The 14,354-nt window shown below is 37.7% G+C and carries 12 protein-coding genes; 6 read left to right on the top strand and 6 right to left on the bottom strand.

Annotation, left to right across the window (positions count from 1 at the left end):
* The first annotated feature begins 52 nt into the window (after positions 1–52).
* Positions 53–1,291: a multifunctional CCA addition/repair protein gene (locus ACINWC743_RS02250; protein ID WP_009584128.1), complete on the top strand. Its 1,239-nt coding sequence runs from the start codon at positions 53–55 to the stop codon at positions 1,289–1,291.
* Positions 1,292–1,361: 70 nt separating this feature from the next.
* The gene (locus ACINWC743_RS02245) at positions 1,362–1,796 is read left to right on the top strand and encodes a hypothetical protein (protein ID WP_009584146.1); all 435 of its coding nucleotides are present in this window, start codon (positions 1,362–1,364) and stop codon (positions 1,794–1,796) included.
* A gap of 144 nt (positions 1,797–1,940) precedes the next feature.
* Here the strand turns inward: ACINWC743_RS02245 and ACINWC743_RS02235 are convergent, their stop codons facing one another.
* The 3 genes from ACINWC743_RS02235 to ACINWC743_RS02225 all read right to left on the bottom strand — a co-directional run bounded on the left by ACINWC743_RS02235 (position 1,941) and on the right by ACINWC743_RS02225 (position 5,375).
* Complete coding sequence (locus ACINWC743_RS02235; protein WP_009584193.1) at positions 1,941–3,248, bottom strand: hypothetical protein; 1,308 nt, start codon at positions 3,246–3,248, stop codon at positions 1,941–1,943.
* 88 nt (positions 3,249–3,336) lie between these two features.
* Complete coding sequence (gene epmA, locus ACINWC743_RS02230) at positions 3,337–4,311, bottom strand: EF-P lysine aminoacylase EpmA (RefSeq protein ID WP_009584201.1); 975 nt, start codon at positions 4,309–4,311, stop codon at positions 3,337–3,339.
* Positions 4,308–5,375 (bottom strand): 4-phosphoerythronate dehydrogenase, encoded by a 1,068-nt coding sequence (locus tag ACINWC743_RS02225; RefSeq protein ID WP_009584222.1) that lies wholly within the window; start codon positions 5,373–5,375, stop codon positions 4,308–4,310. Before ACINWC743_RS02225 ends, epmA begins: the two co-directional genes overlap by 4 nt.
* A 568-nt stretch (positions 5,376–5,943) precedes the next feature.
* Between ACINWC743_RS02225 and ACINWC743_RS02220 the strand changes: the two genes are divergently transcribed.
* Both ACINWC743_RS02220 and mgtA read left to right on the top strand, forming a co-directional pair.
* Entirely contained in the window at positions 5,944–6,639 is a 696-nt protein-coding gene (locus ACINWC743_RS02220) for a hypothetical protein (RefSeq protein WP_009584169.1), read from the top strand.
* Positions 6,640–6,746: 107 nt separating this feature from the next.
* Complete coding sequence (gene mgtA / locus ACINWC743_RS02215) at positions 6,747–9,503, top strand: magnesium-translocating P-type ATPase (RefSeq protein ID WP_035300044.1); 2,757 nt, start codon at positions 6,747–6,749, stop codon at positions 9,501–9,503.
* A gap of 104 nt (positions 9,504–9,607) precedes the next feature.
* Here mgtA and sthA read toward each other — a convergent pair whose 3' ends face one another.
* Positions 9,608–11,023, bottom strand: coding sequence for a Si-specific NAD(P)(+) transhydrogenase (gene sthA, locus ACINWC743_RS02210; protein ID WP_004829228.1), 1,416 nt, complete (start codon positions 11,021–11,023; stop codon positions 9,608–9,610).
* 200 nt (positions 11,024–11,223) lie between these two features.
* Between sthA and lipA the strand changes: the two genes are divergently transcribed.
* Positions 11,224–12,237: a lipoyl synthase gene (lipA, locus tag ACINWC743_RS02205; RefSeq protein ID WP_009584182.1), complete on the top strand. Its 1,014-nt coding sequence runs from the start codon at positions 11,224–11,226 to the stop codon at positions 12,235–12,237.
* A 63-nt stretch (positions 12,238–12,300) separates the two neighbouring features.
* Here the strand turns inward: lipA and ACINWC743_RS02200 are convergent, their stop codons facing one another.
* Both ACINWC743_RS02200 and ACINWC743_RS02195 read right to left on the bottom strand, forming a co-directional pair.
* On the bottom strand, positions 12,301–12,720 hold the full coding sequence (locus ACINWC743_RS02200) for a hypothetical protein (protein ID WP_009584230.1): 420 nt from the start codon (positions 12,718–12,720) through the stop codon (positions 12,301–12,303).
* Between the two features lie 229 nt (positions 12,721–12,949).
* Positions 12,950–13,453, bottom strand: a complete 504-nt coding sequence (locus ACINWC743_RS02195; protein WP_009584204.1) for a hypothetical protein — start codon at positions 13,451–13,453, stop codon at positions 12,950–12,952.
* Between the two features lie 458 nt (positions 13,454–13,911).
* Between ACINWC743_RS02195 and uraH the strand changes: the two genes are divergently transcribed.
* The gene (gene uraH / locus ACINWC743_RS02190; RefSeq protein ID WP_100885649.1) at positions 13,912–14,313 is read left to right on the top strand and encodes a hydroxyisourate hydrolase; all 402 of its coding nucleotides are present in this window, start codon (positions 13,912–13,914) and stop codon (positions 14,311–14,313) included.
* The last annotated feature ends 41 nt before the right edge of the window (positions 14,314–14,354 follow it).

The following is a 14,354-nucleotide window of genomic DNA, read 5'->3' as shown; positions in this document are numbered from 1 at the left end:
TGAGAAAACCTCTATTCTGTTGCATGATGGCATCAAGAATAGAGGTTTTTTCATGCAAGTTTATTTAGTAGGCGGTGCCGTTAGAGATCATTTACTCGGTCATCCCTATCACGAAAAAGATTATGTTGTGGTTGGTGCTACACCAGAACAACTTCTTGCCCAAGGTTATCAACCTGTGGGAAAAGATTTCCCTGTGTTTTTACATCCAGAAACAAAAGAAGAATATGCGCTCGCACGTACTGAACGTAAGTCAGGACATGGGTATCATGGCTTTGAGTTTTTTACTGATCCAGATGTCACTTTAGAAGAAGATTTGATTCGACGTGATCTTACCATCAATGCCATGGCAATGGATGATGCTGGTCAAGTTTATGACCCTTATCACGGACAACATGATCTTGAACATAAAGTTTTACGTCATGTTTCTAGTGCTTTTGCAGAAGACCCTTTACGTGTGTTGCGTGTAGCACGTTTTGCTGCTCGATATGCTCAATATGGTTTCAGTATCGCTGATGAAACCATCAGCTTAATGCGCCTATTGGCTGAGTCTGGTGAGTTACAAGCTTTAACACCAGAACGAGTTTGGAAAGAAACTTCTCGTGCATTATTGGAAGATCATGCTGATGTTTATTTTGAAGTATTACGTGAATGTGGTGCTTTAAAAGTTTTATTCCCTGAAATTGATGCACTGTTTGGTGTACCACAACGACCTGAATATCATCCTGAAATTGACTGTGGTATTCATACCCTGATGTCTCTGCAACAAGCATGTAAAGCCAATTATACTTTGGATGTGCGCTTTGCTGTACTGGTACATGATCTGGGTAAAGCGCTTACGCCGAAGGATGAGTTGCCACGGCATATCATGCATGAAGAACGTGGTATTCAACCTGTTACGGCGGTGTGTGATCGTTTGCGTGTACCAACTCAAACCAAACAACTTGCCCTTGCTGTATGTAAAGAGCATTTAAAATGCCACCAAGCCTTTACTTTAAAAGCAGGCACATTATGGCGCTTACTACAACGTTTAGACGTATTGCGCCGTCCAGAGCGTGTTGAAGCGTTTGTTCAAGCCTGTGAATGTGATGCAAAAGGTCGTTTAGGTTTAGAAGATCGTGAATACCCTCAAGCCCATTTCCTTTTAGAGGTGATGAAAACTGTACGTAGCATCAAAGCCTCAGACTTACCATCAGAAGTTCAAGGTGCAGATATTGGTGAGATGCTGATTCAAAAACGCATCGAGGCGATTGCGCATTTAAAAGATCAATTAGGTCATCATCATACGGTTTAAGCAAAAAACCTCTCAGAAATTTGAGAGGTTTTGATTGTTATTTAAATATAGAAAGAAGAAAGGATTGATCTTGCAGAATTTAATTATTAAAACAAAAACTGCTCAATTGCTTACATCATCACAACGAAAAAATTTTGAAGTTTTACGCAAACCATTGATTCAATATGCAATTCGCTATCAACGTAATTATCCCTTTGATATCTTAGAGGAGGTTGCAGATTATTTAGAATACTTTATTCAAAATCCATTGTTCAGCATTGATCTAATTGAAACTAAAATCAAAGATCATATTGAAATGGGACAAAACGAATACTCGTTTAGTTTAAATGAAATTTCAAATGCATTTTCAATATTAACTCAAACAAAATACTTAACCCTAAACTATGTTTTATCTGCTTTAAATCATATTTTAATCGCGTATTCATTCAACTTTGAAAACCAGCTTTTTTTAAAACAAGAAGATAATTTTTTATTGAGCATATTAGAAAAATATCAAATTTATTAAATTTTCATATACTTAAATTATTTACTATCTATATAAGTAAATGCTGTAATTTAATTACCAATTCATTAAAAATGGACGATAGGTGCAGGGCTCGAACCTGCGTCCATTCGGTCCTAGAGCCGAACGTTCTACCACTGAACTAACCTACCATTTACCAGAAAAAAATTTATACCTTTTCAAAATACTGGCTAAAAAAGGATGATTGATTGCTACTCCATGTACCAATTCAGGTGTAGGCTTAAATGCTACAATACCATGTAACTTTGGTGCAATCCAACCCGATTTTTCGGGGTCTAAACTTACTGCAAAACATTGCTTGATCACATTTGTTTTGGTACACACTGCTTGTCCTTGTATAACCTCCCAAGGTAAGGGCAATTGAGACCAAACCAGTGTATTTGGGTCAAGCTTTCCACCTGATTGAAAATGCCATGCAGCAACATCTGCTGCCATAAGGCGTAATACTTTACCAAAACAGATCTCATCCAAAATTGAGTCCAACCCAAGTGCATAAATCAATTGCATCCATTGATCTCGTGCTTTATTCCAAGCACCTGCTGCGTGATTCCAAGTTGAAGAATCATTGCCTCGCTTTACGATCATGGTTTGCCGGTCAATATCATTATTTTGCCAAAGTACTCGTAAAAAGTGAGCGATATTTTCTAAAGCACTGGTCCACGTCCCTAACAAGTTTCCTTTTTGTACTTCTGATAATTTTTCTAACACCTCAGGGGTAATATATACCTGAGCAATAGCCCACCAATTGGTAGTTTGATAATCGTTACAGCGAGTTAAAAGCATTTCACAGATTTCATCAAATGGTTGCTCTTGTGAAGTATTTGTAAAAACACTACGTAAGTTACATCGAGCAGTATAATATGCAATAAAACATGCTGAATTGAGATCTTGAGTAAAATCGTTATAGCCTAAATGATGTGCAAAACCATGCTTAGCAATTTTCTCATATTCCAGCTTTTGCAGTTCTTTTTGAATCGTCTGTTGCTTTTTTTCTATACGTTTAGCTAAACGCCATTTTTTATTATATTGCCGCTTAGATAATTGTAACTGCCTATGATCGCGCTCATTTTTGTTAAGCCTGTCTTGAACAAAATCATTGTGTCCGACTTTTTTAAATAATGTTGCTTCGATCTGCTGTAAAAGAGGGTTAATATCGTCTGTTTTACAATAGTCCAATTCAGCCATTGGCTGAAAATGAAAAAGTGTATTTGCCGTATTGACTTGCTTTTGTGCGCCTACGATAACTCTAAAGTGTTCAGGCATTGAAGTATAAGCAATACTTTTACGCACGAGTGCATAACGTGCCGCCCTTTCTAATATTTGACGTTCATGCGCATTTAAATCTGATCCAATCAACTTTCTGATAATTTCAGCAATATCTTCTGGTCGTCTTCGCTCATTTAAGGATTTGTATAAAATTTCTATATCATTCATATTCTTATTATTCCTCGTAAAACGAGTATGTTTATTTAATATATTCACCTATTATCCGACTATATGAATAATAGGTGAAAATGATGTTTTAAGACACATCCGCAGGAAATGTAATCACCTTTTCCAGCTTCATTTGGTTCATGACCACCATCAATAAACGATCGATTCCTAAGGCGATCCCTGCACATTCCGACATATTCGGCAAAGCCGTCAATAAATACTCATCGATAGGCATGACATGTAAACCAAGTTTTTCACGCTCAGCATTATCCGCTTGAAAACGACTACGTAAAACTGCTGCATCTATCAATTCATCATAGGCATTGGCAAGCTCAAGTCCCTCGATATAAAGCTCAAAACGTGCAGCAACTAACTCACCATCTTCATCAATTTTAGTTTTCGCCAATGATGCCAATTCTGGTGGGAAATCAGTTAAAAATACAGGTGTATCAAAGCCTAAACTCGGTTCAACCATATGTGAAAATAACAAATCAATATATGCCAAACGGTCATCACCCAAATCCAGATTTATCCCGACTCGGTGGGCTGCATCTTTAAGTTCTGACAAAGTAGCCTTAAGCGGATTTAAATCTAAACGATCAATAAATGCGTGTTTATAACTCAAGACTGTTGGACGAACATCACCAAAACGTTCAGCCAAAACAACATTTAATAGATCTGTCACTTCAAACATCAAGTCTTTTAAACTAAAGTGCGGACGATACCATTCCAACATGGTAAATTCACTGTTGTGCTTGCGACCATGCTCATCATCACGAAACACTTTGCAAATTTGATAAATTGCCCCACTGCCACTTGCCAATAAACGCTTCATCGCAAATTCAGGAGAAGTCTGCAAATAATGCGTCAGCTTTTTACCTTGTAGATGGCGTTGAGCTTGTATAGAAGCCAAATGAACATCTGTGACACCAGCTTGCGACAAGATAGGTGTTTCAACTTCCAAAACATCCCGTTGCTCAAAAAACTGACGAATTTGCTGATACAATTTTGCACGTGCTTTCAGTGCCCGAAGATCACAAGTCGGTTTAAAGTTAGTCATCATGCTTTTGGACCTCCATGAGCAGACCATTCACGGCGTAAAGGATAGCTTTTACGGAGATAATCAAACGCTTTTTGATCCACCTTTCCATCTTTTAGACAATCGCGCAAATTATCATCATCACGCTGAATATTATAGATTTCAGTCAAATAGTTTTTCAGTGTCTGTTTAATACTATTGCCATAGAAATATTGTTCGCAAGCAGGCAATTGTGATTCAAATTTCTTGTGTGCTGAGTAATCAAATCGTTTGCAAAATGCCTCGTAGATCATCTGTGTCCCTCTCGCCTTGCCCTCTAAACTATAGCCTGCGATATGGGGTGTTACGAGAGTAATTAAATCAAGTAAGCGTTGCGAAATTTCAGGCTCATGTTCAAATACATCGAGCACCACTTGACGTCGTGTTGTTAAAATATCTGCAATCAATGCCGCTTCTTCACTTACTGCACCACGTGCAGAATTAATGAGGATTGTTTCTGGATGCATCATCGCTAATGTTTCAGCGTTGATTAAATGATGTGTTGGATGTTGCCCTGTGTGTGTTAAAGGTACATGTAGGGTCACTGCGTTGGAATTTTTAAGTAATTCTTCAAGTTCAACTTGTCTAATGCTGCCATGTTGCACAAAAGGATCATGACCGATCACATTCCAGCCCAATAATTGCGCCATGTAAGCTAAACGTGTTCCCACATTACCTAAACCCACAATGCCTAAAGTAAACTGTTTTCCTGCGTCCAAGAATTCTGGATGAAGATGTAATAAAGCGGTGATGACGTATTCTGCAACAGCTTGTGCATTACATCCTGCTGCATTCGACCATGTAATTTGATGATTTTCTAAAGCTTCAATATCTAAGTGATCTGTACCAATCGTCGCACTTCCTACAAATTTTAATGCAGTATTTGCGATTAACTGTTGATTAACCTTTGTGACCGATCGAATCAATAAAGCATCTGCATTTTTAACATTGTCATGGCTAAGATTGCGCCCTGCTGCTTGATGAATTTCCCCGAATTCTGAAAAGAAATATTCAGTAAATGCTAGATTTTCATCTGCAACAATTTTCATAACACTATCCACACATTAAGCTGTCGCTATGATAAACCTTTGAACCTATTAAAACTATGTAGTTCATAGATCAATTTTCTAAAAAGTATGCCGCTTAAGTCAAACAGCCATATTCAATATCATTATTTAGACTTTTAAGTCTTGATAGAAGCAAATATTATCTAAATAATTAAATCGAATTATTCTGATGACTCATAATTATTAAGGGACTTATAAAATAAAAAACTCAGCCAAGTCCTTTATTTACAAAGCGTTGATTGTTAATTTTAAATTTATAATAAAAAATTCATCAAATAGGACTTGTTAATCCAAGCACTTGCACTATAATGCCGTTGAGTTTATTCAATGGAGATCCTAAATGGGAAGTTGTTCGAGGTTCGGGTTTAATTATCTTTTAAATCAAAGCGAATACTGAGCAATATAGCCTATTAGGTCGGCTATCTTGCAATGAGATAGCCTTGAAAAAATTATACTTTAATCCCCCCTATAAAATTTTTACATATCAGCAAAAATTTAATGTGTTGACTACAACCCGTTTAGTTTCTCACCTAAAAATGGGGAGAAGCCGATGTTTTTACATGCTTTCATTCAATGGTATTGTGCAATCAGCGTATTTTTACTCTGTGGGATTATTGTGCTTGCTCAAAAGAGTAAAGCTGATCCTCTTTTAAATACTGACGATGCATCCATTACTGCAGCACACCGCTGCCAATTAGAAAGTGCTTATTCACATAGTACATCAGGTACATGGTCATACCAAGTCACTCCTGCATGTAACTTTTCTGAAAATCTAGAAATTTCAGTAGGATATCATGCATCGAAAGATATTGATAATGTCCATGGTTTTTCAGCTCAAGCAAAAACTGTATTAAAACCTATGAATCAGTTCTGGGGAATTGCAAGTAGTCTGATGCTGTCACAAGACGAACAGTCTCAGCATTCTTCTGATCTCGATTGGTTTCTCAATCTACCGATGAGTTTTAATTTAACTCCGCGCTTAGGGCTTGATACAAACTTGGGTTATCAATATGCGCCTGATCATTTACGTTTAATTCGCTGGGGGATTGCTACACATTATTCGCTTAGCGATCGTTGGGCATTAAGCGCAGAAACCTATAATCAAGATCGTGATGCGCCTTTCTTTCAGACCGCTGTGCACTATCGCCTGATTCCAAATACCTTAACACTCGAAGCTACTTTCGGTGATCGTTTCAATGCCTTTCGACAGCGATGGTATGGAATCGGATTAAGTTACACACCTTAATTACAAGCTTAATTCACCACTTCTTTTTATAAATACTTTTTTAAAATCGGCTTTATTTTTGAAATAAGGTCAGAGCCTTTGCACGCCTAAAAAAAGAGGATTTCAATATGAAACTCTGGCACAAGCTATTTACAACTTTTCTCAAAAGATTTCATCTCATGCGTTTCTTTGGGCGCAGCCAATCTTTTAAAGAATTGCATCAATCCAGTTATGCACAAGAAATCAGCAAAACATTATCTACCCGATTAGTGAAGGCTGCGAAACTTGACTCTGCGCAACTGCTCCACAAATTTAACAGTTCAGAATCAGGCTTAACCGAACAACAAGCAAATGCCCAACAAAAGGTTATTGGCTTAAATGAAGTCTCCCATGAAAAGCCATTGATGTGGTGGCAACACCTTTGGTATTGCTATCGCAATCCTTTCAATATTTTATTAAGTCTTTTAGCGCTGGTGGCATTTCTCACCGATGATTTGACAGGCACATGTATTATCAGTGTCATGGTGATTCTTTCCACCTTACTTCGCTACTGGCAGGAATCTAAATCCAACCAAGCCGCCGATGCCTTAAAAGCGATGGTGACTAATACCGCAACAGTTTTAAGAGATCAGCTGAGTTATGATGATCTTGTCCGGATGCAACAACGCTATGGAATTGATGTTAAACATCAAAAAAATTCCCAATTTGAAATGCCAATTCAATATCTGGTTCCTGGTGATATTATTCTACTTTCCGCTGGAGACATGATTCCTGCTGATTGCCGCATTCTCTCTGCTAAAGATCTATTTGTCTCGCAAGCAGCCATGACAGGCGAATCAATGCCTGTAGAAAAATTCTCTGTGCAGTCAAATCTAGAGCAAAGCAATGCTTTGGAGCTAGAAAATATTGTATTTATGGGAACCAATGTGGTTTCAGGTTCAGCACATGCCATAGTGGTGAGCACAGGAATACAGACTTATTTTGGTGCTTTGGCTCATCGTGTAACGGCAACAGATCGTGGTACAACCGCTTTTCAAATGGGGGTCAACAAAGTCAGTTGGTTACTGATTCGCTTTATGCTAGTCATGGTACCTGTTGTGCTATTTATCAATGGATTCACTAAAGGCGATTGGACAGAAGCTTTTTTATTCGCACTTTCAGTAGCAGTTGGCTTAACACCTGAAATGTTGCCGATGATTGTCACTTCAACTTTAGCAAAAGGTGCAGTATTTTTATCTAAGAAGAAAGTCATTGTTAAACGTCTGGACGCCATTCAGAACTTTGGCGCAATGGATGTGTTATGTACGGATAAGACAGGAACCTTAACTCAGGACAAAATCTTTCTATCACAACATGTCGATATACACGGTCAAACTTCACACTATGTTTTAATGCAGGCATTTTTAAACAGTTATTATCAAACTGGTTTGAAAAATCTACTTGATGTTGCTGTATTAGACGCCGTTGACCCAGAGATCAAAACACAAAAGTTACGTTATAAAAAAATAGATGAAGTACCTTTTGATTTTGATCGTCGACGCATGTCAGTGGTAGTCAAAACCCCTCAAGACAAAGTCCGCATGATCACCAAAGGTGCAGTTGAGGAAATGCTCAAAGTTTGCCGTTATGTCGAAATTGATGGCAAAGTAGAAGCCTTAACCGTACAAAAGCAAACGGCTATCGAAACACTGACTCAACGTTATAACCAAGATGGTTTACGTGTCGTAGCTGTGGCTTATCGTGAATTTTCAATTGACCAAGAAGTTTTTTCTGTTGCCGATGAAAGTGATTTGATTTTAATTGGTTATGTTGCCTTTTTAGATCCGCCGAAAGAATCAGCCACGGCTGCTGTGAAAAGCCTGCATGCGCATGGCGTCACTGTCAAAGTACTGACTGGAGATAATGAATTTGTCACACAGAAAGTATGTCGTGAAATTGGTATTCAGTGTGAACGTATCTTACTTGGTGGAATTATTGAAACACTGTCGGATAAACAATTGAAAGAAGCCGTTGAGCACTATGATATCTTCGCAAAACTTAGTCCCGTTCATAAAGAACGTATTGTTGAACAACTCAAAGCCAATGGGCATGTGGTTGGCTTCCTGGGTGATGGAATCAACGATGCGGCAGCAATTCGCGCTGCCGATATTGGGATTTCGGTTGATACAGCCGTGGATATTGCCAAAGAATCCGCAGATTTAATTCTGCTTGAAAAAAGCTTAATGGTCTTGGAAAACGGCGTGATTGAAGGTCGTAGAACTTTTGCCAATATGCTGAAGTATATCAAAATGACCGCAAGCTCCAATTTTGGTAATGTATTTTCAGTATTGGTTGCCAGTGCCTTTATTCCTTTCTTACCAATGTTGCCCATTCACCTATTGATTCAAAATCTACTTTACGATATTTCTCAGATCGCTATTCCATTTGACCATGTGGATGAAGAATTAATTGCTCAACCACAACGTTGGCAGCCGGGTGAAGTTGGTCGTTTTATGATTGTGTTTGGACCAATCAGCTCAATTTTTGATATTTTAACCTTTGCCTTAATGTGGTTTGTTTTTTCAGCAAATACGCCAGCACAACAAACCTTATTCCAATCAGGCTGGTTCGTGGTGGGACTACTCACTCAAACACTGATCGTACATATGATTCGCACAGCCAAAGTACCATTCTTTCAAAGCCGTGCCGCAACGCCTTTATTGGTCATGACCGCAATCATTATGTGTATTGGTATATTCTTACCTATGGGGCCATTGGCGAGTTATTTAAAACTGGAAGCATTACCGCTGAGTTATTTCCTCTACTTACCATTTATTTTAATTGCCTATATGTGTCTGACACAGTGGGTTAAAACAATGTACATCCGCCGTTATGGTTGGCAATAAAAACCAGCGTCATTGAAACTAACAAGCCTTTCCCTTATTCAAGAGAAAGGCTTTCGTTTTTATTCGATGATCGTGCTAGTACTTACTTACATGAACCGCTTTGACTAAAATAATCGGTTCATACCATTCAAGGTCGCAACACGATAAGCTTCCGCCATGGTCGGATAGTTGAAGGTGGTTTCAACAAAATACTTAATGGTGTTGTTACCGCTTTGCATCACAGCTTGCCCAATATGAATAATTTCAGCGGCATTGTTACCGAAACAATGGACACCTAACAATTCCAAGGTATCACGATGAAATAAAATTTTAAGTTCACCCACTGTGTCACCCGTAATTTGCGCACGAGCCAAATGACGGAAAGATGCTTGACCCACTTCATATGGAATTTTTTCCTCAGTCAACTGACTTTCAGTTTTACCAAAGAAAGAAATTTCTGGAATCGTGTAAATACCTGTTGGGATATCTTTTACAGGCTTGACATCTTTTTCACCAGCCATGTTCGATCCTGCGCAACGACCTTGGTCATATGCAGCTGAAGCAAGCGATGGCCAACCCACCACATCACCCGCAGCATACACATTTTCAACTTCTGTTTGATATTGATCGTTGACTGCAAGTTGACCGCGACTGTTTGGCGTAAGACCGACATTTTCAAGTCCCATGCCATCCGTATTTCCTGAACGACCATTACACCAAAGAATGGCATCTGCTTTAATCTTCTTACCACTTTGTAAATAAAGCACAACATGATCATCAAAAGTCTCTAAATGATCAATTTGTTCATTATGGCGGATCAACACCCCTTGTTCACGTAAGTGATATGACAATGCATCTGCAATTTCGTCATCTAAATAGCTTAAGAGTTGATGTTGAGTATTAATCAAATCAACTTTATGGTCCAAGCCAATGAAAATAGACGCATATTCACAACCGATAACACCTGCACCATAGATAATAATCTTATGAATAGTGAAATCGAGATCTAAAATTTTATCCGAATCAAATACACGTGGGTGATTAAAGTCTAAACCTTGTGGATGATACGGTCGGCTACCAGTCGCAACAACGAGTTGCTTGAAGCCCAAAGTTTCTTTGATGCCATCTTCACTAAAAATAATGACGGTATTTTTATCTTGGATATATGCACGACCATGAAAAACATCAATATTATTACGGTCATAAAAACGTGAATGTGTATCAACTTGCTGTTGAATCACTTTATGTGCATTACGCAATACTTGTTTCATGGTGAATTGTTTCCAATCCCCCACTTTTTTAAACATTGGATCACGTTGGTAACGGATAATACTTGAAACTGTTTGACGCAAAGCTTTACTTGGAATAGTACCGACATGCGTACAGTTACCACCCAGTTGCTCACGAATATCTACAATTGCAACACGCTTACCCGATTTAGCAAGCTTCATTGCCGCGCCTTCACCAGCAGGACCAGAGCCAAGTACGACTGCATCGTATTTCACAAAATTCCCACTAACGACTTCTTTCTTACGTGGCATTCAAAGCTCCTTATAGTAAATTCAGTCTATATCTTTTCTCATGCGATATTATGAACTAAACCGAAACAATTTTCTGTATTTCACATGCATATATTCTGTGATAACGACATTTAGTATATGAATAGTGTTTTTGCCCTATCGTTTTGCATTTCCGCTATAATGGTTTATCTCCCCCGTAGAAAACAGTGGAAAAGTTGAATATGTCAGAGAACCGTAAACCAGAACAGGGTGTCAAATTACGTGGCGCGGAAAAAGTTGCTCGTATACCTGTAAAAGTTATTCCCACGGTTGAAGCACCACGAAAGCCGGATTGGATTCGTGTGAAAATGGCTGCACCTGATGAAGTTCAACGTATCAAAACCACATTACGTGCGCAAAAATTACATACGGTCTGTGAAGAAGCTGCTTGTCCAAACCTTCCTGAGTGTTTTGGTGGTGGTACTGCAACCTTTATGATTATGGGTGATATCTGTACTCGTCGTTGCCCTTTCTGTGATGTTGCACATGGTCGACCAAATTCGCTTGACCCAGATGAACCACGTCACATGGCTGAAACGATTGCAAACTTAGGTTTGAAATATGCTGTGATCACTTCAGTAGACCGTGATGATCTATTGGATGGTGGAGCTCAGCATTTTGTAGACTGTATTAAAGAAGCTCGTGCGCTTAGTCCAAAAACTTTACTGGAAATTTTAGTGCCTGACTTCCGTGGTCGTATGGACATTGCATTGCGTATCATGACTGAATGTCCGCCTGACGTTTTTAACCACAACATTGAAACAGTACCTCGTTTATATAAGGCGATGCGTCCAGGTTCAGATTATCAGCACTCTTTAAATCTATTGAAAATGTTTAAAGAATACTGTCCTGATATCCCTACCAAATGCGGTCTAATGGTCGGTATTGGAGAAACTGAAGACGAAGTGATTGCATTATTAGATGACTTGCATGCTCATGGTGTTGACTATGTCACTATTGGACAATATTTACAGCCATCAAAAGAACATGCTCCTATTGATCGTTTTGTAACGCCAGAAGAGTTTGAACGTTATACTGCGCATGGGCAAAAACTAGGTTTTAGAAATATTTGGGCAGCACCGATGGTTCGTTCAAGTTATTTTGCTGATCGTCAATATTATGGAGAGCCTGTTCCACAAGTTCGTCGTAAAGTAGATCCTGCCAAGAAAATTGCAGTCCAAGCGATCGAAGCTTAAAACTGATTCAAACATATACCAAAAAGCACGCTCTAAAGCGTGCTTTTTTAGTATCAGCAGTTGTTAACGGCATTTTCCAATTGTTTTACCTTCGATACTGCTCATATTGCTTTGTAATTTTGTTAATGTTGAACAATGTAAATTTCCCGAAACCATCGACTTATTTAAGCTCAATGTCGTTGAAACTTGAGATGCATCCACATCCCCCTCTACTGAAGAGTTGACTAACTTCAACACTTTGGCGGAATTGGCTTGGACACTACCACTCACCGAAGAATTGTTGAGAATCAAACTGGCTCCATTTTGTACATTAACATTACCATCGACAGAACTACTATTTAAGGTACAAGTTGCACCTGCGGGTACTGTTAAATTCGACACCGCATTATTGTTAATTGCACCTGTGCAATTTGCTGCAAATCCAAGTTGCGCAGCCGTTAAACCACATGAAATGATGATGGTATTTAGGAAAAGTTTTTTCATTGATACAACCCTTTGAATTATTCATTTTAAATTTAAAAATTAAATTTATTATTTATCGATCTTAAAATATGTCATTTAGGGGTTGAATGACAAATATGTTGTCATTTATTAATCATAAGTAAGCAAAAATACTTATTTGTTTTTATTTGAATTGTGCTTACATTTTTATGAATAAGACTGAATTGCCACCAAGACAAAATCAGTTAAAATTTGAAATCAATAAAATAACTTATTCCACTTCCTGTTTAAGTTGATCCAAATTTTGCTTAAGCTCTTTTACGTAGTCTGCATAATCCAGCATTAAACCTTTACCTCTTAAGTCATCAGGTAATCCTTGAGTACAGTACCAATTGTCTTTCCATGTATGATTCTGAGGAAAATGCAAACTTCCTAGCTCTTTTTGAACTTGTACTTTGAGATAAGTCACCAACTCCTGCGCTTTTTCCGTTCCCATCTGCTGACTGAGAAATTTAAATAAAAGTTGTTGTAACTCATTTTGATAGCGCCCATGTTTTTGATTCCATTCATCATACATATTCTGCAACTCTTTTCTGGTCGAGGGATCGAATTGCTCACAAGACTCGAGTACATTTGAAATGAGTGCTGGTACATCCAAATATGCTGTATATAAAAACTGTAGTTTTCCGGTATTATCTGCTCGTGTAACTGATGCTGTGAATAAAAGGCTGCAACACAGCACGATACGTAAAATATACATCTGAAATTGTCCCATTTTGTATTTCCTTGTTTTCTGATTTAATCAAATATTGCAAACAACTTTTTATTGTCCAACTCGTTGCCGCAATATAAATTTAAAAATTTAATTAATATATTATTTTTATAAAACTAAACAATAAAATTTAAATATATCATCGAAAATTCAAAAAAGCGAATTGCTCATTCTTTTTACTATACAAAATCAAATCTAAATGATACCAAGTAATGATTAGACACAGGAGAAAATTTGCTTTGTATTGAGAAAATATCGTACTTTGCCTTGAATCAGCAGATCAAATGAATAAAAGAACAGTTTTAAATAAATGAACAAACTTAAACTAAGTCATTGTTTAATAAATAATATAAAAGAAATTAAGTAAAATAAATTTGAACAGTTAATATAATCTTACATTTTTTTAGCGGCACAATTGTACATTGACTTTAACATAGAGATTTTAATCTAAGCTAAACATGATGATGAAAAAACTCACCTTATCAATGTTCGCCACTTTTTTTTCTGGGCTTTGTTTTGCTCAAAATCCATTGAGTGTGCATGTTCTAAATCTTGAAAGTGGTCTACCATCAAGCAATGTTAAAGTCATTCTTGAAGCTCAGCAAAAAGATAAATGGATAAAAATTAATGAAGGCACTACTGACAGCAATGGAAGAATTTTAGCCTTATACCCTGAAAATAAAGTGCTCGACAAAGGTGTCTATAAAGTTACTTTTGAAACAGGTGAATGGTTTAAACAAAAGAACCAACGAAGCTTTTTTCCTGAAGTCCCTGTGGTTTTTGTAATCGATGGTACGCTTGAGCATTATCATATTCCGTTACTCATCAGCCCATATGGTTATTCGACTTATCGTGGTAATTAAACTTAAATAATCAACCCTAGTTTAAATTCCGCCCTAAAAAA

It is taken from the genome of Acinetobacter sp. WC-743, assembly GCF_000335555.1.
In the GTDB taxonomy this organism is placed as follows: Bacteria; Pseudomonadota; Gammaproteobacteria; order Pseudomonadales; family Moraxellaceae; genus Acinetobacter; species Acinetobacter bereziniae.
The sequence above is the reverse complement of the archived record's forward strand: the minus strand, read 5'-3'. Positions and strand labels throughout refer to the sequence as shown.